At 66.7% G+C, this 22,334-nt stretch carries 18 protein-coding genes and 1 pseudogene; 12 read left to right on the top strand and 7 right to left on the bottom strand.

Annotation, left to right across the window (positions count from 1 at the left end; translation table 11 throughout):
- Window positions 1-198: 198 nt before the first annotated feature.
- A complete protein-coding gene (znuA, locus tag shn_RS10245; protein WP_064330309.1) occupies window positions 199-1,215 on the bottom strand; it encodes a zinc ABC transporter substrate-binding protein ZnuA in 1,017 nt (338 codons plus the stop codon).
- Between the two features lie 99 nt (window positions 1,216-1,314).
- Between znuA and shn_RS10240 the strand changes: the two genes are divergently transcribed.
- The 3 genes from shn_RS10240 to shn_RS10230 are packed head-to-tail and all read left to right on the top strand — an operon-like array spanning window position 1,315 to window position 3,459.
- A complete protein-coding gene (locus shn_RS10240) occupies window positions 1,315-2,244 on the top strand; it encodes a metal ABC transporter ATP-binding protein (RefSeq protein WP_064330308.1) in 930 nt (309 codons plus the stop codon).
- Window positions 2,237-3,067: a zinc ABC transporter permease subunit ZnuB gene (znuB, locus tag shn_RS10235; RefSeq protein WP_064330307.1), complete on the top strand. Its 831-nt coding sequence runs from the start codon at window positions 2,237-2,239 to the stop codon at window positions 3,065-3,067. The genes shn_RS10240 and znuB overlap by 8 nt, the downstream gene beginning before the upstream one ends.
- Window positions 3,064-3,459: a Fur family transcriptional regulator gene (locus shn_RS10230; RefSeq protein ID WP_064330306.1), complete on the top strand. Its 396-nt coding sequence runs from the start codon at window positions 3,064-3,066 to the stop codon at window positions 3,457-3,459. The genes znuB and shn_RS10230 overlap by 4 nt, the downstream gene beginning before the upstream one ends.
- A 239-nt stretch (window positions 3,460-3,698) precedes the next feature.
- Here the strand turns inward: shn_RS10230 and shn_RS10225 are convergent, their stop codons facing one another.
- Both shn_RS10225 and shn_RS10220 read right to left on the bottom strand, forming a co-directional pair.
- The gene (locus tag shn_RS10225) at window positions 3,699-5,714 is read right to left on the bottom strand and encodes a caspase family protein (RefSeq protein ID WP_064330305.1); all 2,016 of its coding nucleotides are present in this window, start codon (window positions 5,712-5,714) and stop codon (window positions 3,699-3,701) included.
- A 97-nt stretch (window positions 5,715-5,811) separates the two neighbouring features.
- Complete coding sequence (locus shn_RS10220) at window positions 5,812-6,339, bottom strand: gamma carbonic anhydrase family protein (protein ID WP_064330304.1); 528 nt, start codon at window positions 6,337-6,339, stop codon at window positions 5,812-5,814.
- Between the two features lie 109 nt (window positions 6,340-6,448).
- Between shn_RS10220 and dusA the strand changes: the two genes are divergently transcribed.
- Together dusA and shn_RS10210 are read left to right on the top strand one after the other, a co-directional pair.
- Window positions 6,449-7,528, top strand: a complete 1,080-nt coding sequence (gene dusA / locus shn_RS10215) for a tRNA dihydrouridine(20/20a) synthase DusA (RefSeq protein WP_064332527.1) — start codon at window positions 6,449-6,451, stop codon at window positions 7,526-7,528.
- 120 nt (window positions 7,529-7,648) lie between these two features.
- Window positions 7,649-8,236 (top strand): J domain-containing protein, encoded by a 588-nt coding sequence (locus shn_RS10210; protein ID WP_133035306.1) that lies wholly within the window; start codon window positions 7,649-7,651, stop codon window positions 8,234-8,236.
- A gap of 14 nt (window positions 8,237-8,250) precedes the next feature.
- Here the strand turns inward: shn_RS10210 and shn_RS10205 are convergent, their stop codons facing one another.
- Both shn_RS10205 and uvrB read right to left on the bottom strand, forming a co-directional pair.
- Window positions 8,251-8,673 carry a hypothetical protein gene (locus tag shn_RS10205; protein WP_064330302.1) on the bottom strand — a complete coding sequence of 141 codons (423 nt, stop codon included), beginning with the start codon at window positions 8,671-8,673 and terminating at the stop codon, window positions 8,251-8,253.
- Window positions 8,674-9,560: 887 nt separating this feature from the next.
- A pseudogene (gene uvrB / locus shn_RS10200) lies at window positions 9,561-12,634 on the bottom strand (excinuclease ABC subunit UvrB).
- 108 nt (window positions 12,635-12,742) lie between these two features.
- Between uvrB and shn_RS36780 the strand changes: the two are divergent.
- Window positions 12,743-13,690: a DUF3137 domain-containing protein gene (locus shn_RS36780; RefSeq protein WP_084437904.1), complete on the top strand. Its 948-nt coding sequence runs from the start codon at window positions 12,743-12,745 to the stop codon at window positions 13,688-13,690.
- A 51-nt stretch (window positions 13,691-13,741) separates the two neighbouring features.
- On the opposite strand, the gene shn_RS10190 is transcribed toward shn_RS36780, so the two are convergent.
- Window positions 13,742-14,374, bottom strand: coding sequence for a M10 family metallopeptidase C-terminal domain-containing protein (locus tag shn_RS10190; RefSeq protein ID WP_064330301.1), 633 nt, complete (start codon window positions 14,372-14,374; stop codon window positions 13,742-13,744).
- Between the two features lie 261 nt (window positions 14,375-14,635).
- Here shn_RS10190 and shn_RS10185 point away from each other — a divergent pair, with 261 nt between their 5' ends.
- From shn_RS10185 to shn_RS10175, 3 genes are all read left to right on the top strand, one after another.
- Window positions 14,636-15,670, top strand: coding sequence for a sensor histidine kinase (locus shn_RS10185; protein WP_245337382.1), 1,035 nt, complete (start codon window positions 14,636-14,638; stop codon window positions 15,668-15,670).
- Between the two features lie 4 nt (window positions 15,671-15,674).
- On the top strand, window positions 15,675-16,451 hold the full coding sequence (locus shn_RS10180) for a LytTR family DNA-binding domain-containing protein (protein WP_064330299.1): 777 nt from the start codon (window positions 15,675-15,677) through the stop codon (window positions 16,449-16,451).
- An 83-nt stretch (window positions 16,452-16,534) separates the two neighbouring features.
- Entirely contained in the window at window positions 16,535-16,888 is a 354-nt protein-coding gene (locus shn_RS10175) for a DMT family protein (RefSeq protein ID WP_064330298.1), read from the top strand.
- Window positions 16,889-16,939: 51 nt separating this feature from the next.
- On the opposite strand, the gene shn_RS10170 is transcribed toward shn_RS10175, so the two are convergent.
- Complete coding sequence (locus shn_RS10170) at window positions 16,940-17,326, bottom strand: acyl-CoA thioesterase (protein ID WP_064330297.1); 387 nt, start codon at window positions 17,324-17,326, stop codon at window positions 16,940-16,942.
- A gap of 211 nt (window positions 17,327-17,537) precedes the next feature.
- Between shn_RS10170 and shn_RS10165 the strand changes: the two genes are divergently transcribed.
- The 3 genes from shn_RS10165 (at window position 17,538) to shn_RS10155 (ending at window position 22,266) form a co-directional block, all read left to right on the top strand.
- The gene (locus shn_RS10165) at window positions 17,538-19,358 is read left to right on the top strand and encodes a methyl-accepting chemotaxis protein (protein ID WP_064330296.1); all 1,821 of its coding nucleotides are present in this window, start codon (window positions 17,538-17,540) and stop codon (window positions 19,356-19,358) included.
- Window positions 19,359-19,888: 530 nt separating this feature from the next.
- On the top strand, window positions 19,889-21,079 hold the full coding sequence (locus tag shn_RS10160) for an extensin family protein (RefSeq protein WP_064332525.1): 1,191 nt from the start codon (window positions 19,889-19,891) through the stop codon (window positions 21,077-21,079).
- A 365-nt stretch (window positions 21,080-21,444) separates the two neighbouring features.
- Window positions 21,445-22,266 carry a sulfite exporter TauE/SafE family protein gene (locus shn_RS10155; protein WP_064330295.1) on the top strand — a complete coding sequence of 274 codons (822 nt, stop codon included), beginning with the start codon at window positions 21,445-21,447 and terminating at the stop codon, window positions 22,264-22,266.
- Window positions 22,267-22,334: the final 68 nt, after the last annotated feature.

The following is a 22,334-nucleotide window of genomic DNA, read 5'->3' as shown; positions in this document are numbered from 1 at the left end:
GATTGCCCACGGGGAGAAGATGGGCCCCACGGGTCTCGCCAAAGGCGAGCCCGAGGGCAGGCTCCGGGTCGGATAAGGGCGCGCCTCGTACGAATCGGTTGCGCCTGCGCCACCCCTTCATCCGCCTGCCGGCACCTTCTCCCCGCGGGGGAGAAGGGGGTGTGGCGGCAACGTCGAACTCCACGGGCGATTGCCCGCTCAGCTTGCCTGTCCGAGGCAATCGCGCAGCGACGTCGCGATGCTTCGCATCAGGGTGAAATAGAGGTCCGCGCCGGGCTCCAGCGTTGCGGCTTCCGGGTCGAGCGTGCCGGATTTCGCGTCGGTGCCCTCGATGACGACGTTCACCAGCTTGGGCTCGAACTGCGGCTCGGCAAAGACGCAGGTCGCGCCGAGCGTCTTCACCTTCTCGCGGATTTCCGTGAGGCGCGCGGCGCCGGGCATGGTTTCCGGGCTGACGGTGATGGAGCCGGCGGTGTTCACGCCGTAATGGTGCTCGAAATACTGATAGGCGTCATGGAAGACGATGAAGGGCTTGTCCTTCACTGGGGCGATGGTCGCGGCGATCTCCTTGTCGAGCGTGCCGAGCTTTTCCGTCAGCGCTGCGAGGTTCGCCTTGTAGGCGTCGGCATTGCCCGGATCCTTTTCCGACAGGACGCGGGTGGCTTCGGCGGCGATGGCGCGGGCATTGTCGGGACTCAGCCAAAGATGCATGTCGAAGGCGCCGTGTTCGTGCCCTTCATGCCCGGCTTCGCCGGCATGGTCGCCTTCGGCCTCCTTGTCGTGGTCGTGGCCTTCCTCGCCGTGGGCGTGATCATGGCCGTCCTCGCCCTCATGCGCATGCGCCTCGAACGGGCCGCCTTCGCGGAAGGGCAGCTTTTCGAGGCCGGGCGCGTCCTCCAGCTCCACGACGGTCGCCTTGTCGCCGAGCGCTTCCAGCGGCTTTTCGAGGAAGGCTTCCAGGCCGTGGCCCACCCAGAAGACGACGTCGGCATCCTGCAGCGCCGCGGCATTGGACGGCTTCAGTGCGTAGGTGTGCGGCGAGGCACCGCCCTCGACGATCAAGGCCGGCTCGCCGACGCCCTGCATGATCGCGGCGACGAGCGAATGGATCGGCTTGATCGACACGACCACGTCAGGCGTCTCGGCCCGCGCGGCGATGGTGCAGGCGGAAAAGAGCGCGGTGGTGAGGAGGAGGGTGCGAACGGCCTTTTGCATGGGGATCTCCGTCTTGAATAGCAATGTAATGTTATTACATCAATTGCGTTATGCTATAACGTGTGCCATACCCAGACGCAACAGGCTTTTGGAAAAATGATGCTGCAGACCCCGACCAAGACCGTCCAGCCGCTCGTCTCGCTTGCGGGCGTCGGTGTTCGCCGCCAGGGCCGCTGGCTCGTGCGCGGCGTGGAATTCTCCATCGCGCCGGGCGAGATCGTCACGCTGATCGGCCCCAACGGTTCCGGCAAGTCCACCACCGCCAAGACGGCGATCGGCGTGCTCAAGGCCGACGAGGGCAGGGTGGAGCGCAAGGCCGGCCTCAAGGTCGGCTACGTGCCGCAGAAGCTGTCGGTCGACTGGACCATGCCGCTGACCGTCGACCGGCTGATGACGCTGACCTCGCCGCTGAAGGGCGCGGAGATCGACGCCGCGCTGGACGCGACCGGCATCCGCCATCTCGCCCGCGCCGAGGTGCAGCACCTTTCGGGCGGCGAGTTCCAGCGCGCGCTGCTTGCCCGGGCGATCGCCCGCAGGCCGGACCTCCTGGTGCTCGACGAGCCGGTGCAGGGCGTCGATTTTTCCGGCGAGATCGCACTCTACGACCTCATCAAGACGATCCGCAACACCACCGGCTGCGGCATCCTGCTGATCTCGCACGACCTGCATGTGGTGATGGCGGAGACCGACACGGTCATCTGCCTCAACGGCCATGTCTGTTGCCGGGGCACGCCGGAGATCGTCAGCCAGAGCCCGGAATATCTGAAGCTCTTCGGCGCCCGCGCCGGCCAGACGCTCGCCTTCTACAACCACAACCACGACCATACGCACCTGCCGGACGGCCGCGTGCTGCATGCCGACGGCTCGATCACCGACGACTGCCGGCCGGAAGACGGGCGCCCCGTCGATATCCTGCCGACCGGCGGGCGGGCGGGGCCGATGCGCATCGGCCATGTGCATGGGCCGAACTGCGGCTGCGACCATGGACCGGCGCCGACCAGCCGCGACGAGGAGCGGCGCAATGCTTGACGATTTCTTCATCCGTGCCCTCGTTGCCGGCGTGGGTCTGGCGATCACCGCCGGGCCGCTCGGCTGTTTCGTCGTCTGGCGGCGCATGGCCTATTTCGGCGACACGATGGCGCATTCGGCCCTGCTCGGCGTCGCGCTGTCGCTGCTGATGGAGTTCAACCTGCTGCTCTCCGTCTTCATCGTCGCCGCGTCCGTCTCGCTCCTCCTCCTGCTGTTGCAGCGGCGCGGCACGCTTTCCACCGATGCGCTGCTCGGCATCCTCTCGCATGCGACGCTGGCGATCGGCCTCGTCATCGTCTCCTTCATGACCTGGGTGCGCATCGACCTCGTCGGCTTCCTGTTCGGCGACATTCTCGCCGTCACGCGCGCCGACGTGGACCTCGTCTGGGGTGGCGGCATCCTCGTCACCTTCGCCATCGTCTGGATGTGGCGCCCGCTGATCGCCTCGACGGTCAACCCGGAGCTGGCGGAGGCGGAAGGCCTGCAGCCCGAACGCACGCGGCTTGCCTTCATGCTTCTGATGGCGCTGGTCATCGCCATCGCCATGAAGATCGTCGGCATCCTGCTGATCACCTCGCTGCTGATCATCCCCGCCGCCACCGCCCGGCGCTTTTCCACGAGCCCGGAGATCATGGCGGTGCTCGCCTCCGTCGTCGGGGCGCTCGCCGTCGTCGGCGGGCTCTTCGGTTCCTTGAAATTCGACACGCCCTCCGGTCCCTCGATCGTGGTTGCAGCACTGGCCCTGTTCATTCTAAGCCTGCTCACCAAGCCGAGGATGAGCGGAGCGGATCATTCGGCGGCAAGCCAGGGAGGTCGGGCATGACCACGCAACCATTGACGCGCAACCAGGGCCTCGTCTTCGACGTGCTGACGCATTCCGAAGGCCCGCTCAGCGCCTATTCGATCCTCGACAAGCTGCGCGACGACGGGTTTCGCGCGCCGCTGCAGGTCTACCGGGCCCTCGACAAGCTCCTGGAATTCGGCCTCGTGCACCGGCTCGAAAGCATCAATGCCTTCGTCGCCTGCGCCCATCCGGAGGAGGGCTGCCACGCCCACGGCATCACCGCCTTCACGATCTGCGAGACCTGCGGCAAGGTCACCGAGTTCCACGACCATGTCATCGAGGACCGGCTGAAGGGCTTTGCCAAGGACTGCAACTTCAAGACCGGCAAGACGACGATCGAGATCCGCGGCACCTGCGCGGGCTGTGCCTAGAGCATTTCCGCTTTTCTTCGAATCGCGGAAATGCCCTGCTCACGCTGAGCTGACGACGTCCGCGAACCTCTCCTCCGTCATGGTCGGGCTCGACCCGACCATCCATGCCGCGGGTGGAGCTTGGATCATCGGGTCGAGCCCGAGGATGACGGAGCATTTGGAGCGATGGCTGTCATCGAACTGCGTCCGTTTGTTTTTGCGTAAAGCCGCTCCGCACCCTTGCGGGGATTGCTCCCGGTTCAACTGGCCTTCTGGTTGAAGATCGCTTCGACGGCACGAATGGTCGAAGGGCCGAACTGGCCGTCGAGCTGGCCGGTATAGACGCCGGCATCGGTCAGAATGCGCTGCAGCTCCTTGCGGAAGGCGAGCGACCAGGCGCGGCTGTTCTCCTTCACCTGCCGAAGCGAATCCTGGTGGCCGAGGCGAAGCGCCCGTTCGAACCAGCGGGCCGCCTCCTTCGGATCCGCGTCCTTGACGTCCCCGTCGAGAAGCGCGGCGACATTGTGGACGCCGTATGTGTTGCCCTTGTCTGCGGCCATGCGATACCAGCGCATCGCCTCTTCCTTGTCCTTCTTCACCGTCCGGCCGTTTTCATAGAAGGTGCCGATATTGTTCATGCCCTGCGCGTCGCCCGCGGCGGCGGCCTTGCGGTACCAGCGCATGGCCTCGGCATCGTCGCGCTTGACGCCGCGGCCGTTTGCCAGCGCCCAGCCGAGATTCGTCATCGACGCGGCGCTCCCGCCATCGGCGGCCTTCCTGTACCAGGCGAACGCTTCCTTCAGGTCCTGTTTCACGCCGAGGCCAAGGTCGTAGAAGTCGCCGATGTTCTGCATGGCAACGGCGATGCCGGCATCGCCGGACTTGCGGTACCATTCCAGCGCGGCGTTCAGATCCTCCGGCACGCCCTTGCCGTTGCGGTAGAGCAGGCCGACATTGTTCATTGCCAGGCCATTGCCGAGCTCGGCCGATTTGCGGAACCAGCGCATGGCCTCGGCATAATCCTGCGACGTGCCTTCCCCGTTCTCGTAGAGGATGGCGAGGTTGCGCATGGCCTGATGGTTGCCGAGATCGGCCGCCTTGCGGTATGCCGCCAGCGCTTCGGGAAAGCGGTTGCCGTGATCCAGCGACCGGCCGAGCTGGTAGAAGAATCGCTTTTCCTGCGGATTGTCGCGGATCGCCGCCTCGCAGGCCGGGATGGCGCGGGCGAAGTCTATATCATAGAAGCCTATCGGCTTGGCGGAGGCGAGCTTGAACGGGTCGTTTTCGGCCGCCGCAAGGCGGTCGCACTCCGTTTCGCCCGTCGCCTCCTGCACGCTGACGACGGGCGCGAGATCGGCCATGCGCTGGCGGGCTATGTTGGCAAAGGCGCATGTCGGGAAAAGGCGCAGGTGATCCTCGAACATCACCTTGTCCTTGCTCTCGCGGATCTCGGCCCAGTGCGCCGCCGCATCCCGGCAGGGATCGTTGTGGCCGATCGTGCCGGAGGCATCGGGCGCCAATCCCTTGCCGAGCATGACCGTTTCGAACAGCGAGCCGGTCTTGAAGGGGCGCTGCTTGCCGCCCGTCGCCTCGAACACATCCTTGGCGACCGCGCGCAGCGCCGCTTCGACCTCGAGGCCCGGCACGACGAGGTGGCGGGCGAGCGCCGTCGCATAGGGGCTCATCGTGCCCTCGCCATCGAGCGCCACTTCGCCCGGTGCCGTGGCATAGCCGATCAGCATGTTGCTTTCCGCACTGTCCACCCGCGCAAGGCCGCGGGTCGGGATGCCGCGGGTGGAGATCCGCTTCATGGAGGTCAGGAACGGGTTGTCGCGGCAGGCATCCAGCAGCACGAGCTTCAGCTTCGCGGCGCCTGCCAGCGCATGCAGCAGGTCGTCGAGCAGGATCGTCTCGTATTTGACGTCGCGGTCCGAGGCGAGCTTCGCATCGACCGGAATGAGGAAATTGTCGCCGTTCACCTCGATGCCGTGGCCGGAATAGTAGATGAGGCCGATATCGGCGCCGGTGACTTTCTCCTCGAAGGCGGCGAGCGCCGCCGACATCGCCGCGCGGCCGGCATCCTGCAGCACCGTCACCTCGAAGCCGGCGCCTTCCAGCGTCGCCTTCATGGTCGTGATGTCGTTGGGCGGGTTCTTCAGCACGGTCGCCGGCGCGGCATAGCCGGCATTGCCGATCAAAAGGGCGGCCTTGCGCTCGGCAAGGGCCGGCTGGCCGATGACGACGGCAAGAAACAGGATGGCGAGACGAAGCAGCATGGTCCCCTCACGCGGCCTTCATGGCGGGGAAAGTATGCCGCAACCTTGTCGTGCGGGGAAGTTTCGCCGGTGGATTTTTTCCGGTCGGATGCGTGCGTCAGAGCGCCTTGAGGCCGTTCTTGAAGCGCTGCCAGTTGCGCACATAGCTTTCGGCCGAGCGGGTGAGGCCGGCAATGGCCGCCTCGTCCAGCGTGCGGATCGCCTTGGCGGGGGACCCGACGATGAGGGAATTGTCCGGGAAGACCTTGCCCTCCGTCACCAGCGCATTGGCGCCGACGAGGCAGTTCCTGCCGATGACGGCGCCGTTCAGCACCGTCGCGCCCATGCCGACCAGGGAGTTGTCGCCGATCGTGCAGCCGTGGATGATGGCGCCGTGGCCGATCGTGCAGCCTTCGCCGATCGTCACCGGCTTGCCGGGATCGGTGTGCACGATGACGCCCTCCTGGATGTTCGAGCGCGCGCCGACGGTGATCGGCTCGTTGTCGCCGCGCAGCGTAGCGCCGAACCAGATGCCGACATCCGCGCCGAGCACCACGCGGCCGATGACATTCGCATCCGGCGCCACCCAGTAGCGCTCGTCTTCGGGAAGCGTCGGCTTCGTGTCGTCGAGGGCATAGAGCGGCATGGTATCCTCCGGCGGTCCTGATTCCTGCCGCCACTCTAGCACCCCGCCGGGCGGGCGGGGAAAGAGGCGAGGGTGGTTTTTTGGCCTGGGATGGAGTATGAGCCCGGCCATGACGAACGCAGCCACATTCTACCAGCAGGCCGTGCGCACGGGGACGAAGATTTTCGCCACCGCGCCGATGATCGACTGGTCCGACCGGCATTATCGCGTCTTCGCGCGGCAGCTCACGAAGAACGCGCTGCTCTTCACCGAGATGATCGTCGCCGATGCGATCCTGCGCGGCGATCGCGACCGGCTGCTCGGCTTCGACGCGGTGGAGCATCCCGTCGCGCTGCAGCTCGGCGGCAACGATCCGGCGAAGCTTGCCGAGGCGGCGCGGATCGGCGAGGGGTTCGGCTATGCCGAGATCAACCTCAATGTCGGCTGCCCCTCGGACCGGGTGCAATCCGGCACCTTCGGCGCCTGCCTGATGCGCGAGCCGCAGCTCGTGGCGGACTGCGTGGCGGCGATGAAGGCGGCGGTCGCCATTCCCGTCACCGTCAAGTGCCGCATCGGCGTCGACGACCAGGATCCCGAGGTGGCGCTGCGCGACCTCGTCTCGCGCGTGACGCGCGCCGGGGCGGACGCCGTCTGGGTCCATGCGCGCAAGGCCTGGCTGCAGGGGCTCTCGCCGAAGGAGAACCGGGACATCCCGCCGCTCGACTACGGCCTCGTGCGCCGGCTGAAGGCGGAGAACCCCAACCTTTTCGTCGGGCTCAACGGCGGGCTCCACACTTTGGGCCAGGCGCTCGGAGAGATGACGGGGCTGGACGGCGTCATGCTCGGACGGGCTGCGTACCAGGATAGCGGCATCCTGACGGGCGTGGACGATCTTTTTCCGCATCCGCTTCGGGCAGGCGATGAGCCGTCCGGTCCTGTCGCCCGTCCGCAGGCGCTTTCCGCTGACGACTGGGAGGCGGTGCGGGATGCGATGATGGCCTATGCGGGCGGGGTGATCGCCCGGGGCGGCCGGGTAGCGCATGTGACGCGGCACATGATCGGGCTCTTCCAGGGCATGCCGGGCGCGCGAAAATACCGGCAGATTCTCTCGACCGACGCGACGAAGCCGGGGGCGGGGCCGGAGGTGATCGCCGCGGCCTTCGCGGCGGTGCTGTCGGCGCGGGTCGAGACGGCCGCGGCGGCGGAGTAGTGCTTTCTGTGCATCGCCTTGGCCTGACCACAATTTCGTCCCCTCGGGGTCGGAGACTTTGCTAGACAGACGACGCAGTACAAAAGACGGACAGGTGGCCGCGTGATCGATCCCTACGCCATGCTCGGACTAGAGCGCGATGCCGACGACAACCAGGTGAAGGCGGCCTACCGCAAGGCCGCCAAGGGCATGCACCCCGATTCCGGCGGCGACGCGGACCAGTTCGCCCGCCTGCAGACCTGCTACGACCTCCTGCGCGACCCTGTGCGCCGCAAGGTCTTCGACGACACCGGCTTCGACCCGCAGCTCGCCGATCCGCGCGACCTCAAGGGCCTGATGCTGCTCGAACCGCTGGTCAACGACGTGATTCTCGACGAGCGCGAGCCCGGCAGCTTCGATCCGCTGGCGGCGATGCGGCGAAAGCTCTCCGACGACATCGTCAAGAGCCGCTTCCACATCCTCGAGCTGGAGCGCCACCGCAACCGCGTGCGCCAGCATATCGACCGGCTCGGCCGCAAGGCCGGCACGGATTTTCTCGGCTCCATGCTGCGCGCCCGCTCGCAGTCGATCACCGAGGCGATCCGCAATGCGGAGGGGCAGATCCAAGCCATCGAGCAGGCCTATTCCATGCTGGAAGGCTATTCCTACGAACTGGCCGTCGCGCTCGAACCCCTTTCCGTCGCGGTGAAGGGCGAGGCGGCGGAATAGGCCGGCCGCGCATCTCAAACCGTCAGCGGCGGCTCGCCGCCCTCGTATCGCACCGGCGGCTTTTTCGCCCGCGCGGCGGCGAAGGCGCGGAACTCGGCGAGCGCGGCGCCCCGCAGGAGCGGGCGGGCGACCTCCACCGCGGCGTCCTGAAGGGCGCGGGTCTCGCGGTAGGGCGAGGCGAAGGAGAGCTTGCCCCGGGAATTGCCGAGATCCCTGATATCGCGCGCCACCGCGACGAAGTCGTCGAAGAGGCGCCGTTGCGCCGCGTCGAGATTGGCGAGGCAGCAGGGCTCCTGCGTGTCGTGGAAGAACCAGACGCAGCGCCCCTGGCGGCGGCAGGCGCGGCTGCGGCAGACGCGCTGCGGCAGGGCCAGCATCTCGGCCGCGCGGGCGAGCAGGTGACGGTCGGGCGGGGGAAGCTGGTACGTCCTGGGCATCGGGGCTCCTCTGAGATGGGGGAGGCGGGCCCGGGGGCGCAAAGACGCCGCGTCCGGCGCTCGCTCCGGCCTTGAAGTCGTGTGGACACAGGTCCGCATCGCCGCGCGTGGAAAAGGGTCACGCCGGGGTCTGCGCATCGGGTTTCGGACGGGGCGCTGGAAGTCGCCGGGTCAGAAATCTGTATATGACGCCTTTCAGCGCCCCGTTCGGCGGTTTTTGCCCGCGACTTGGGTCTCTCTGCAAAGGCCGGGCGCAGGAATGTTGGCCGCCGGTTTCCGGGGCGGGTTCTGTCCGGTTTTGCGCGCCGGGCGGGCTCGCCTTGAGCCCGGCCCGGACGGAAAGGTTTTTGACGCCTTTCCCGGGAAAACGCCGCTCCGGCGGACGATGCCGACGCATCCGTCACGCCCGGCCTCCTTGTGTGCCGCACAGGCACGCCCGACGCGCCGTCCGGGGCTGAAACGACAGGGCCGGTCCGACGCCCCGCCGCTTCCCCCGTGTCGCCGGAGGGAGACCATTTTCCGCGAGCCCCCTTGGCGACGGCTTACGTCCGTCCCCCGCCAAAAGCGCCGACCCCGCCTCGCCGCAACGCCTTGCGGTGTATCCGCGGCGGGATGAGGGGAGTATGGCATGGGTGGGAGGGGGTGGGGAAAATGTAAGGACTAAACGTTGGTACTAACGAGGCTGCTTGGCTACCCTTGCCCGAAAATTTGTCGGTCGAATACCGCAATTTCGATCCCTGATCGAAATTGCTCGGAGATTGAGCGCCGCTCTCTGAGCGTCCTCACTAGAGAACGCATCAAAACCGTACCCAGTCTGGGGGTTACATGAACTCTCTTCCTGTCGACTCGCTTCGGGAGAAGGCGTCTATTTGCGGCCGCTGGCGGTTTCACCGCCCCGGCCGCCCCGTTTTCCCCTTCGTCCGCCCCTTGCGCTTTACCTCCGCCGGGTCCTCATAACTCCCGACGCCGATCTTCCCCCGCCGAACCGGTTTGGCGTCCTCGACGCCGTTTGCACGGTCGGGCTGGTCTTCGGGGAGGGGGGCGGGGCGTTTCTTGCTGGCGAGGGTTTCCGGGGGGCGGTCCGGCAGGTCGCCGGTGACGGGCTTTTCGGTGCGGCCGACGGTCATTTCGTCGAGCGTGTTCTTGCGGAAGAGGGATCTGCCCGTCGGGGTCGCGACGTCGCGGCCCATCTCGTCCAGGTGCGGCTTGCGGAAGAGGGGGCGCTCGGTGTCGGTGCCCGGGCCCATGTCGTCGAGCGAGGGTTTCTGGAAGAGGGATTTGGGCGCGGTCTTGCCAGAAGCGGCACCCCCCTCTGTCCTGCCGGACATCTCCCCCTCAAGGGGGAGATCGACTCGCGGCGGGGTTTCCCACTCTTTGCTCCACCTTCCTGCGCCTTCGCCTCGTCCCGCGCCATCGGGTCGTCCATGACGGCGAGTTCGGCGGCCTTGAGGCGCTTGATCTCGTCGCGGATGCGGGCGGCGGCTTCGAAGTCGAGGTCGGCGGCGGCGTCGCGCATCTGCTTTTCGAGCGCTTCGAGATGGGCCTTCAGGTTGTTGCCGACGAGGTGGCCGGCATCGGCGAAACCCTTGCCGGAGACGCCCGAGATGTCGGCGCGGACGTGGTCGCGCTCGTAGACCGAATCGAGGATGTCGGAGATCTTCGCCTTCACCGATTCCGGGGTGATGCCGTTGGCCTCGTTGTAGGCCACCTGCTTTTCGCGGCGGCGGCTCGTCTCGTCCATGGCGCGCTGCATGGAGCCGGTGATCGTGTCGGCATAGAGGATGACCTTGCCGTCGACGTTTCGCGCCGCGCGCCCGATGGTCTGGATAAGGGACGTCTCCGAGCGCAAAAAACCTTCCTTGTCGGCGTCGAGGATGGCGACGAAGCCGCATTCGGGAATGTCGAGGCCCTCGCGCAGGAGGTTGATGCCGACCAGCACGTCGAAGGCGCCGAGACGCAGGTCGCGGATGATCTCGATGCGCTCCAGCGTGTCGATGTCCGAGTGCATGTAGCGCACGCGAACGCCCTGTTCGTGCAGGTATTCGGTGAGGTCCTCGGCCATGCGCTTGGTGAGCACGGTGACGAGCGTGCGGTAGCCGGCCTGCGCGGTCTCGCGGATCTCGCCCAGGACGTCGTCGACCTGGCTCTTCGCCGGGCGCACCTCGACCGGCGGGTCGATGAGGCCGGTCGGGCGGATGACCTGCTCGGCGAAGACGCCGCCGGACTGCTCCAGCTCCCAGCCGCCGGGCGTCGCCGAGACGGCGATGGTGTCCGGGCGCATGGCGTCCCATTCCTCGAAGCGGAGCGGCCGGTTGTCCATGCAGGAGGGCAGGCGGAAGCCGTATTCGGCCAGCGTCGCCTTGCGTCGGAAGTCGCCGCGGTACATGGCGCCGATCTGCGGGATGGTGACGTGGCTTTCGTCGATGAAGATCAGCGCGTTGTCCGGCACGTATTCGAAGAGGGTCGGCGGCGGCTCGCCGGGGCGGCGGCCCGTCAGGTAGCGCGAATAGTTCTCGATGCCGGCGCAGGAGCCGGTGGCCTCCAGCATTTCGAGGTCGTAGCGCGTGCGCTGTTCGAGGCGCTGCGCCTCCAGGAGGCGGCCGGCCTTTTCCAGCTCGACGAGGCGGTGCTTCAGCTCCTCGCGGATGGCCTTGATGGCGCCGTTCAGCGTCGGGCGGGGGGTGACGTAGTGGCTGTTGGCGTAGATCTTCACCGATTTCAGGTCGCCGGTCTTCTGGCCGGTCAGCGGGTCGAACTCGGTGATCGCGTCGATCTCGTCGCCGAACATCGAGATGCGCCAGGCGGCATCCTCCAGGTGGGCGGGGAAGATCTCGATCGTGTCGCCGCGCACGCGGAAGGAGCCGCGCTGGAAATCCATCTCGCGGCGCTTGTACTGCTGGGCGACGAGGTCGGCCAGGAGCTGGCGCTGGTCGAGCCGCTCGCCGACCTCCATCTGGAAGGTCATGGCGGTGTAGGTCTCGACCGAGCCGATACCGTAGATGCAGGAGACCGAGGCGACGATGATGCAGTCGTCGCGCTCCAGCAGCGAGCGCGTGGCGGAGTGGCGCATGCGGTCGATCTGCTCGTTGATCGACGATTCCTTCTCGATATAGGTGTCCGAGCGCGGCACATAGGCTTCCGGCTGGTAATAGTCGTAGTAGGAGACGAAGTATTCGACCGCGTTTTCCGGGAAGAAGTTCTTGAATTCGCTGTAGAGCTGGGCAGCGAGCGTCTTGTTCGGGGCGAGGATAACGGCGGGGCGCTGCGTCTCCTCGATCACCTTGGCCATGGTGAAGGTCTTGCCCGAGCCGGTGACGCCGAGCAGGACCTGGCTGCGCTCGCCGTCGGAAAGGCCGTCGACGAGGTCCCTGATGGCGGTCGGCTGGTCGCCGGCGGGCTTGTAGTCGCTGATCATGCGGATCGGGATGCCGCCTTCCGACTTTTCCGGCCGGGCGGGGCGGTGCGGCGTCCAGAGCTTGCCGTCCTTGAAGAGCGGGTTGCCGCTCTCGATGAGCTTCGACAGGGCCTCCACGGTGGCGGTGACGCCGGAGCCCTTCTCCAGCGCGGCGGCGTCCTCCAGCGAGACGTCGAGGCCGGAGACGGGCATCAGGCCGGCGGCGGCGCGGGTCTTCGGGTCGGACGAGCCGCCGATCGAGACGCCGCGGGACGTTTTTGAGACCGTGACCTGCTCGGTATGGCGGCGGGCGGCGTTCTCCACCGTCTTGCGGTGTTTGCCCGCCTTGGAGGCGACCTCGCGGCGGCTTTCGACGCTCGCGGCCTCCGCCTCGGCTTCGAGCTGCTTCACCCAGTCGGAGACGCTGCCGGAAAGCGGCTCGCTCTTTTCTTCCGGGACTCGCTTGTCCTTCTCGTTCCACTCGAAGGGCGTCCCGGTGAAAGGCGATTGCGGGGCTTCCTCGAAACCGGTGTTCGAGGGCGAGGATTTCTTCGGTGATCTGGCCATGCGGGGAATATGGCGAGAGTCATGCCGAAAGGAAAGGGGTGAAGAGTACAAAAGGGAAACGAATTTGCGGGCGGGCCGGGCCGTTATGCTTCGGAAAAGGGGGCGGTCATGGACGTGATGGTGGACGAAGCGGCGCTGACGCCCGACAATGCGGCGCTGGAGGAGGTGCGGGCGGCGGTCGAGGCCTACAATGCGGCGCGGCCCAAGGTGGCGCGCGACATGTATCTGACCGTCACGCTGGTGCTCGGCGTCTACCTGCTCTTCTCGGCGCTGGTGCTCTATCTGGTCGCGACGCAGATCGAGGAGGACTGGACCTTCTTCACGCTGTTCATCCTGATCGCGGGGGCGACCTTCGCCTGGAAATTCGCCGTGGCGCCGGCGAAACGCTTCCAGCAGGGCCTGCGCGACCGCCTGCTGCCGCTGGTCTTCGGCTTCGTCGACGAGGTGCAGTATGTGCACGGCGCGACGCCGCGCTTCCTGTCGGGCATGCCGGGCAAGGAATTCGTGCCGCGCGACCGCGCCCAGCATGGCGACATGATCGCGGGGATACACGAAGGGCTGGTCTTCACGCTCTCGGAGACGGAGCTCAGCACGGGCAGCGGCAAGAGCCGGCAGACCACGTTCAAGGGCGTGATCTTCCATTTCCTGCGGGAGGAGGAGTTTCCCGGCCTCCTGATCGCCGCGCGCAAGCCGAATGCGGTGCAGCGCTTCATGCGCGACCTCTTCGGCGGCGGGGCGCTGGCGCTGGTCACCAGCGGCAATCCGGAGGTGGACGCCTTGCACGAATTCCGCACCGACCGGGCCGAGGCGGCGACGCCCATCGTGCAGGGTACGCTCGCGAAGGCACTGGACTACCTCGCGAGCGTGTGGCGGGACGACGTGGTCCGTCTCGCCCTCAAGGGCCGGGAATGCTACCTGCTGGTGCCGGCGAAGAAGGATTTCTTCGAGCTGCCGCCGGTCGACACGCCCATCGATTTCGACCGGTACATCAAGCCGATGATCCGCGACCTCGTCACGCTGCTGGCGACGGCGCAGCTCGTGCGCAAGATAGGCTAGGAGCACAAAACGCCGGCGAGGCCGGCGTTTCGCGTCGCCTGGGAGGAGCGATCAGAGGATGAAGTCACCCTTGTAGAGGTCGCCGAAGGAATCGACTTCGAGGATGAAGTCGGCCTTCTTGTCGCCGTTGACGTCGCCCATGACGAGCTTGGTGTAGTGGCCGTTGCCGAGCTTGGTTTCCGTCCAGGTCAGCTCGCCCTTCTTGCCGCTGAAGGCCGCGCCTTCCTTGGCCACCCAGGTGAAGGCGTCGTTCTTCTTCGTGCCGGCGATGGCGTCGATGGCGGACAGGTCGATCTTGTCGCGGCCGTCGAACGTGTTCGATTTGAACTGCTCGATCACGTCGCGGCGGCCTTCCGCCTTGCCGATCTCCGAGATGCTCTTGAAGACGAAGCGGTCCCCGCCGTCGCCGCCCCACATCTTGTCGACACCGGCGCCGCCATAGATGACGTCGCGGCCGTCGCCGCCGTGGATCTGGTCGTTGCCCTTGCCGCCCTCGATCGTGTTCTTGAAGTCGCCGCCGTAGATGATGTCGTTGCCGTCGCCGCCGTAGATCTTGTTATGCGCGCTGGAATGGCCGAAAATCCGGTCGTTGCCGCCGTAGCCATAGATATTGTAGACGGAATCGCCGTTCATCGGGTCCGCCATCAGGAAGTTGTTCTTGTTGTCACCTTTGAGGGTAGCCATAGAATATCTCCGGAATCATGAAACGCCGGCGGCCTTTCAGCCAGCCGGTGCGCATGAATGCTCGCGGGCCGCCCGGCTTGTGAAGCGCGGGGGCGGCGAAGGGGCGCAAAGCACCAGCCGAACGGTCGCACTTTCGACGAACGGCTGATTTTCGTCGGTGAACGGCACTCGACAGTTTTCCGGGAAAAAACGATTATTCGCGAAATGAGCACTGTTTCGAGTCTGCCATTTGTTTTTCACGCCGACCAGAGCGAATCGCAGTTGCAACGGGCCACGTTGCGCTTCGGCGGGCTGTATCTCGTCGCCGTTTTCCTGAGCTCCAGCCTGCTGTGGGGGCTGGCGGGCACGGACCCGATCGATTCGGCGATCGGCAAGGTCTTTCTCCTGTCGGGGGCCGCGCTGCTGGCGGCGGTCCTGACGATGCTGCTGGTCCGGCTGAAGGCGCTGCCGCTGCCGGCCAAGGCCGCGCTCTGCTTCGTGCTGTCGCTGGTCGGCGGGGTGCTCTATTGCGGCATCGACCATGCGATCTACACGATCTGCGTCTATCCCGGGGCGCCGGTCATCGACATGACGAACATCGCCTACAACGTGATCTACGGGACGTCGCTCTATTTCGGCTGGAGCTGCCTGTTCCTCGCCTTGTCCTACAGCTTCGACCTGCGCGATCGCGAGCGGCGGCTGGCGCAGATGCGCGAGGAGGCGATGGCGGCGCAGATGCGCGCGCTGCGCTACCAGCTCAACCCGCATTTCCTGTTCAACACGCTCAATTCGATGGCCGGGCTGATCGAGGAGGGCGAGCGCGACGACGCGCGGGACATGGTGTTCTCCCTCTCGGCCTATCTGCGCACGACCCTGGCGCTCGATCCCTTGCAGGACCTGCCCCTGGAAGATGAAGTCGCCTTGCAGGCCGGCTATCTGACCATCGAGCAGCGCCGCTTCTCCGACCGCATGGCGGTGGAGATCGACCTGCCGGAGGACCTGCGCAAGGTGCCGGTGCCGAGCCTCATCCTTCAGCCGCTCGTCGAGAACGCCGTCAAGCACGGCGCCTGCCGCAAGGCGGGGGGCGTGACCATCGCCATCCGCGCCCGGCAGGAGGCGGGACGCCTGTGGCTCGTCGTCGAAAACGACATGGCGCCTGCCGACCGGCTGCCCGGCGGGGCGAGCTTCGGCATCGGCCTCAGGAATGTCGGCGAACGCCTGTCGCGGCGCTTTCCCGACGCAAGCGGGTTTCACCACGGCCGGACCAGCGACGGCCGGTTCCGCGTGACCCTGACCATGCCCATCAGGACCGCATGACCGCATGACCGAAATTTCCGTCCTTATCATCGATGACGAACCCATCGCCCGCCGTCGCATGGTGCGCATGCTCGCGGCCGTCGAGGGCGTGAGCGTTGCCGGCGAGGCCGGCGACGTGCCGCAGGCGCTCGAAAAGATCGCCGCCCTTGCGCCCTCCGTGCTGCTGCTCGATATCCAGATGCCCGGCGGCAGCGGCTTCGACGTGCTGGAGCAGGCCGGCCCGCATGCGCCGCTGCCGATCTTCGTCACCGCTTTCGACCATCACGCCATCCGCGCCTTCGAGTGCAATGCGGTGGACTACCTGACGAAGCCGGTGACGCCCGAGCGGCTGCGGCAGGCGCTCGACCGGGCGCGCGACATGATCGTCGCCCGCGAGAACCGGGACACGGTGGCGGAACTGCGCGAGACCGTCGCCGCGCTGCGCAAGGCGCTGCGCGAGCAGGCCACGCGGCCGACGCAGTTCTGGGTGAAGTCGCGCCGGGAGACGATCCGCATCCCCGCCGAAAGGGTGCTGCGCTTCCAGGCGGACGGCGACTATGTGCAACTGCATGCCGATCAGGGCAGCTTTCTCTACAACGAGAGCCTCTCGGCGCTGGAGCGCCGCCTGCCGAGGGAGGATTTCCTGCGCATCAGCCGCAGCGCGATCGTGCGGCGCGACCAGGTGGCGCGGGTGAAGCGCGGGCCGCTGAACGTGCTGCACGTCGTGCTGCGCGACGAGACCGAGATCAAGGTCGGCCGGACCTATCTGCGGGCGGTGCGGGACGGGCTGATGCAGGGCTGACGGCAGGCGCGCGGCCGCGGTCTTGACGGGGCCGGCGGGTCGGGTATGCCCTTGTCCGACCTTTTCCGGAATCAGGATTCGCGATGCCTACCAGCCTTTCGCCCGCGGCCGTCTGGCCGATCGTGCTGCTCTGCCTCTCCAACGTCTTCATGACCTTCGCCTGGTACGGGCACCTCAAGTTCAAGTCCGCGCCGCTCTTCGTCGCGATCCTCGCCAGCTGGGGCATCGCCTTCTTCGAATATTGCCTGGCGGTTCCGGCCAACCGCATCGGCCACGAGGTCTATTCGGCGGCCCAGTTGAAGACGATCCAGGAGGTGATCACCCTTCTCGTCTTCGCCGGCTTCTCGGTGTTCTGGCTGAAAGAGAGCCTGACCTGGAACCACGCCATCGGCTTCCTGCTGATCGCCGCCGGCGCGGCCTTCGTCTTCAAGGGATAGGCCGGACAGCCTGCCGGGATGCCGGATGAAGCGCGCGACGCCTCCCGGCCGCTATTCGAGCGGAACGGGGGTCGGGTGGCCGTCCTTGTCGAGCGCGACCATGACGAAGGTGGCGCCCGTGACCTTTTCCAGCGTGGTGGTGAGATAGCGCTGTGCCCAGGCCTCGACGGAGAGCGTGATCGAGGTGCGGCCGACGCGCACGATATCCGTGTAGATGCTGAGCGTGTCGCCGATCTTCACCGGCAGGTCGAAGGCCATTTCCTTGACGGCGGCGGTGACGACGCGGCCCTGCGCGCGCTCGGCGGCGCGGATGCCCGAGGCAAGGTCCATCTGCGCCATGACCCAGCCGCCGAAAATATCGCCCGCGGCATTGGCATCGCCCGGCATGGCGAGCGTGCGAAGGGTGAGTTGTCCGTTCGGCGTGCTGGTGTCGGTCATGCGCGTCCTCTCCTTGGCTGAGACCGGTCTAGCGGAATGCGTGCGACGGCGGAAGAGGGCAAGTCGCGGCCGGCCCGGAACCGACGATCGGTATTTTCGAGTATTTTCAAGCTCTAAAAATTGATGATTGCAATTTTAGGCGATCTTAAAGGGTTTCCGGGACTTTCGGACAGATTGGAGTGCTGCGTGCATTCGTGTCGAGGAGAGCCCGGTGAAGAATTTCAGAATATCCACACGCCTGTCATTGCTGGTCGGTCTTGCCTTGACCATCATCGTCGCGGCGCTCGTCTACAGCCTCTATCATTACCAGGAAGCGATGGTGGCCGAGCGCAAGTCGAAGCTGGCGGCGATGGACGAGAGCATGCTGACGCTCTTCCAGCACTACCACGCGCTCGAGACCGCCGGCACGCTGACCCGCGAAGAGGCGCAGACGCGGGCGAAGGACGCGGTGCGGGCGCTGCGCTACGAGGACAGCGGCTATTTCTGGATCAACGACATGAACGCCGTGATCGTCATGCATCCGATCAAGCCGGAGCTCGACGGCACGGACCAGTCCGGCATGGCCGACCCGACCGGCAAGAGGATCTTCATCGAATTCGTGAAGGCCGTGAAGGGGAGCCCGACCGGCCAGGATTTCGTCGACTATCTGTGGCCGAAACCGGGCTTCGAGCAGCCGGTGCTGAAATATTCGCATGTCGCGGGCTTTGCCCCCTGGGGCTGGATCGTCGGCACGGGCGTCTATGCGGACGACCTTGCCGCCATGTTCCGCCGCAACGCCATCGAAACGGCGGTCATCCTCGCCCTCGGGGGCCTCGCCATCATCCTTGCCGCCTACGGCATCGTGAAGAGCGTGACCGGCCCCGTCTCGCGCCTGAAGGCCTCGATGCAGGCGATCGCCGAGGAGGACGTCTCCGGCGACGTGCCGGAGACCGACCGGAGGGACGAGATCGGCGAGATGGCCAAGGTGGTGTCGATCCTGCGCCAGTCGGTCGCCGAGCGCGCCGAGCTTCGCCTGCGCGAGGGTGAGCAGCAGCTTCGCCTCGACGAGGAGCGCAGCGAGGGCGAGCGCCGCCAGCGGGCCGTCAGCCAGAGCCAGGCGGACGCCATGAACACGGTCGGCCAGGCGCTGGAGCGCCTTGCCAATGGCGACCTGACGGTCTCGATCCAGGCGATCGCGCCGGAATATGCCAAGCTGCGCGACGACTTCAACCGCGCCGTCGATGCGCTCTCCAGCGTCATCACCGCCATTGCCCGCTCCACCGACATCGTGCACGGCAGTGCCGGCGGCATCGCGGAGGCGGCCAACAATCTGTCGCACCGCACGGAGCAGCAGGCCGCCTCGCTGGAGGAGACCGCCGCCGCGCTCGACGAGATCACCGCGACGGTGCGCAACGCCTCCGACCGCGCCGCCGAGGCGAGCCGCATGGTGGCCGAGACCAAGCAGTCGACCGGCCGCTCCGGCACGATCGTGCGCGACGCCGTCGCCGCGATGAGCCGCATCGAGGACGCGTCCAGCCGCATCAGCCAGATCATCGGCGTGATCGACGAGATCGCCTTCCAGACCAACCTTCTCGCCCTCAATGCCGGCGTCGAGGCGGCGCGGGCAGGGGAGGCCGGCCGGGGCTTTGCGGTCGTGGCGCAGGAGGTGCGCGAGCTTGCCCAGCGCTCGGCCAACGCGGCCAAGGAGATCAAGGGGCTGATCAGCAATTCGGCGGCCGAGGTCGGCACCGGCGTGGCGCTGGTGCGCTCGACGGGCGATGCGCTGACCGAGATCGAGGCGCTGGTCAACAAGGTGAACGACCAGGTGAACTCCATCGCCACCGCCGCGCGCGAGCAGGCGACCGGCCTTGCCGAGGTGAACACGGCCGTCAACCAGATGGACCAGATGACCCAGCAGAACGCCGCCATGGTGGAGGAAACCAACGCGGCCGGCCAGACGCTGACCCAGGAAAGCGAGCAGCTCAAGGCCCTGCTCGGGAATTTCCGGCTGACCGCAGCCGGAGCGGCGGACCACCGGCGCCGCGCGGCATAACGCAAAAGACGATCTCCGGACACGCTTGCCCCGGTGCCCCAGGCGCCGGGGTTTTTCGTTGGGGCGTGCGCAATTGTAGTGGGAAGGTCAGCCGGAAGGCCTGTGTCTCCCCCATAAGAGCAATGTTGTCCTGTGTGGCAGCACCCCCTCTGCCCTGCCGGGCGGCAGGCGAATTGCATATAACAGCACGCTGCTGCTTTCTCCTTCTCCCCCGCGGGGGAGAAGGGGCAAGACGCGTCGCCTCATTCCATATGCAATTCGCCTGCCCTCAAGGGGGAGATGCCCGGCAGGGCAGAGGGGTGCCACGGAGCGGTTTCGCCCCCGTTAATCTCGCGGGGCGCCTGGGAACGGTTCCTTTACCCTGTTGTGCGAAAATCCTCTGGAAATGCAGGACGATCGCTTTTCGCGTCCGGTTTCGGGCTTTTCCCGTCCGAATGCGGACAAAAGCGACCTGCACCATGACCGGACAACAATGTGCGCAACCGGGACCCCGCAGGACGGGGGCAGGGCTGGCGGAAGTGACAATGGGTATCGCGTTTGTTTCTCGTCTGCGCCGGCCGCTCGGGCTGGTCCTCGTCCCGGCGATGCTGGCGGCCTGTTCCGGGGGCATGACCCCGCCCGACGACATCGTCGGCGCCATCCGGCCGTCGGCGGAGGTCTCGCAGCGTCCCGCCGCCGACATGGGCGATACGGGCGGGGATCTTGCGGACTATCCGGTCGAGGCCGATACGGCGATGGTCACGCCCGCCGAGAAGAAGCGCCTGCCGATGATCGACAGCGACGAGGCGATGGGCATCGCCCAGCCCGTCCAGGCCTCCGGTGTGCTGACCGTGCCGGAAGACGGCGTCAACATGGATGCGGGCCTCGGCGTCGGGCGCGTCGAGGGGCTGGCGGAGGCGCAGGCGGGCGAGATCGCGGAAGGCAACGCCACGCAGGTCGTCGTCGACGGTATCGGCTCGGACACGCCGCAGCAGATCGGCCAGCCGGCGACGATCCCGATGTCGGAGGCCGGCGTCGAGCTTGGCGAGGCGCCGGACGGCGGCGGCTATCTCCAGGTGCCGGACAAGGCGACGACCCGCCGCCGGCAGGCAAGCGAGGGCGAGCAGGTCGCTTTCCTGCCGCGCCTCAACAACCCGATGCAGATGCCGGAAACCATGGGCGGCATGCCGGCCTCGGAAAAGGCCTGCCGGCAACGCCTGCTAAAGCTCGGCGTCACGTTCCGCGACGTGCCGCGCATTTCCCGCGGGCACTCCTGCGGCATCGCCTGGCCGATCGAGCTGTCCGGCCTTTCCGGCGGCATCCAGATCAAGCCGGCCGCGCAGGTCAACTGCCAGATCACCGAGGCCTTCGCGCGCTGGGTGAAGAACGAGCTCGTTCCCTCCAGCCGCACGCGCTACCTCTCGGGCGTCTCGGCCATCCACCAGATGTCCTCCTATTCCTGCCGCACCATGAACTCGCAGCGCGGCGCCGCCATGTCGGAACACGCCAAGGGCAACGCCATCGACGTCGGCAAGATCGTGCTGAAGAACGGCAAGGCGATCGCCATCGAGAAGAAGGGTTTCTTCGCCTTCCGCGAGAAGGGCCTCCTGAAGTCGGTGCGCGGCGATAGCTGCAAGTATTTCTCCACCGTGCTCGGCCCCGGCAGCGACCGCTACCACAAGGACCATTTCCACTTCGACCTCAGGGCGCGCAAATCCGGCTACCGGCATTGCAGCCTGTAGCGCCCTGATCCCGGGGCAAAAAAAGACCGGCGGGGCGCCGGTCGAAAAGGGGTGGCAGCGCGTAGGGTGCGGCTGCCTGGAACGTCACATTCCATCATCGGCGCCGGCGCGGACCGGCGAAGATGCCAGGCGTGCTTCCGCAAGGGAAGCGGGCGGATGGGGCCGCCGAAGGCTCCCTCAGGGTCCGGGAGCAAGGCCGCTGCGCGGGGCAGTGGGAACGTTGGGTGAGCGGGGTGCAGGTCGTTCCCGCCGGCCTCGCGGCAGACAATGGTTGAAATGGGTCACGGTTTGATGACAGTGCGCATTTCGCAAATGCGAAATTTCCGCGAGTCGCCGCCGCCCTGGCGGATCCCCAGGAGTATGCCATGCCGCCCCTCATCGATCTTGCCCTTTTTGCCCTCGCGCTTGCTGCGGCGGGTGTCGTGTCCGGCCTGCTCGCCGGCATCTTCGGCATCGGCGGCGGGGCGATCCTCGTGCCGGTCTTCTACCAGGTGTTCGGCTATCTCGACGTGCCGGAGGCGGTGCGCATGCACCTGTCCATCGGCACCTCCATCGCCATCATCGTGCCGACCTCGCTCCGCTCCTTCACCTCGCACCGGCTGCGCGGCGCGGTCGACACGGACCTCCTGAAGAGCTGGATCGTCGCGCTGCCCCTCGGCGCGATCCTCGCCTCGGTCATCGCGGCGGTGATCTCCAGCGTCGGCCTCCGCCTCGTCTTCGTCGCCATCGCGCTGCTGGTCGCGCTGCGCATGCTGTTCAACCGCGATACCTGGCGGGTCGGCGACGAGTTGCCGACGGGCATCGGCAACCAGGTGGCGGGCGTCGTCATCGGCACGCTCTCCGGCCTGATGGGCATCGGCGGCGGGGTGCTGAACAACACCTACATGACCTCCTTCGGCCGGCCGATCCACCAGGCGGTGGCGACCTCCTCCGGCGTCGGCGTGCTGATCTCCATTCCCGGCATCGTCGGCTATATATGGGCCGGCTGGGGCGAACCGGGCCTGCCGCCGTTCTCCACCGGCTTCATCAACTGGGTCGCCGTCGCGCTCATCGTGCCGATCGCGCTCGTCGTCACGCCCTGGGGCGTGCGGCTGGCGCATTCGATGAGCAAGCGGCAGCTCGAGATCGGCTTCGGCATCTTCCTCATCCTGGTCTCGCTGCGCTTTCTCGTCAGCATCTACGGCTGAGCGAGTTTTTTGCCCTCTCAGGGTGAAAATCGGCGAAGGGCACGCCATATAGGGTGTCCTTCCGCATG

This window comes from Shinella sp. HZN7 (genome assembly GCF_001652565.1).
Classification (GTDB): Bacteria; Pseudomonadota; Alphaproteobacteria; order Rhizobiales; family Rhizobiaceae; genus Shinella; species Shinella granuli.
Note: the sequence above shows the minus strand (reverse complement) of the source record. Positions and strands in the feature narration are given on the sequence as shown.

What these genes read in the sequence shown, in the direction of transcription:
- shn_RS10220 (WP_064330304.1), bottom strand. Translation starts at nt 6,339, where the DNA reads ATGCCGCTCTATGCCCTCGACGACACGAAGCCGACGCTTCCCGAAGAC.
- shn_RS10170 (WP_064330297.1), bottom strand. Translation starts at nt 17,326, where the DNA reads ATGACCGACACCAGCACGCCGAACGGACAACTCACCCTTCGCACGCTC.
- znuA (WP_064330309.1), bottom strand. Translation starts at nt 1,215, where the DNA reads ATGCAAAAGGCCGTTCGCACCCTCCTCCTCACCACCGCGCTCTTTTCC.
- shn_RS10210 (WP_133035306.1), top strand. Translation starts at nt 7,649, where the DNA reads ATGCTCGGACTAGAGCGCGATGCCGACGACAACCAGGTGAAGGCGGCC.
- shn_RS10225 (WP_064330305.1), bottom strand. Translation starts at nt 5,714, where the DNA reads ATGCTGCTTCGTCTCGCCATCCTGTTTCTTGCCGTCGTCATCGGCCAG.
- shn_RS10190 (WP_064330301.1), bottom strand. Translation starts at nt 14,374, where the DNA reads ATGGCTACCCTCAAAGGTGACAACAAGAACAACTTCCTGATGGCGGAC.
- dusA (WP_064332527.1), top strand. Translation starts at nt 6,449, where the DNA reads ATGACGAACGCAGCCACATTCTACCAGCAGGCCGTGCGCACGGGGACG.
- shn_RS36780 (WP_084437904.1), top strand. Translation starts at nt 12,743, where the DNA reads ATGGACGTGATGGTGGACGAAGCGGCGCTGACGCCCGACAATGCGGCG.
- shn_RS10155 (WP_064330295.1), top strand. Translation starts at nt 21,445, where the DNA reads ATGCCGCCCCTCATCGATCTTGCCCTTTTTGCCCTCGCGCTTGCTGCG.
- znuB (WP_064330307.1), top strand. Translation starts at nt 2,237, where the DNA reads ATGCTTGACGATTTCTTCATCCGTGCCCTCGTTGCCGGCGTGGGTCTG.
- shn_RS10180 (WP_064330299.1), top strand. Translation starts at nt 15,675, where the DNA reads ATGACCGAAATTTCCGTCCTTATCATCGATGACGAACCCATCGCCCGC.
- shn_RS10230 (WP_064330306.1), top strand. Translation starts at nt 3,064, where the DNA reads ATGACCACGCAACCATTGACGCGCAACCAGGGCCTCGTCTTCGACGTG.
- shn_RS10205 (WP_064330302.1), bottom strand. Translation starts at nt 8,673, where the DNA reads ATGCCCAGGACGTACCAGCTTCCCCCGCCCGACCGTCACCTGCTCGCC.
- shn_RS10175 (WP_064330298.1), top strand. Translation starts at nt 16,535, where the DNA reads ATGCCTACCAGCCTTTCGCCCGCGGCCGTCTGGCCGATCGTGCTGCTC.
- shn_RS10240 (WP_064330308.1), top strand. Translation starts at nt 1,315, where the DNA reads ATGCTGCAGACCCCGACCAAGACCGTCCAGCCGCTCGTCTCGCTTGCG.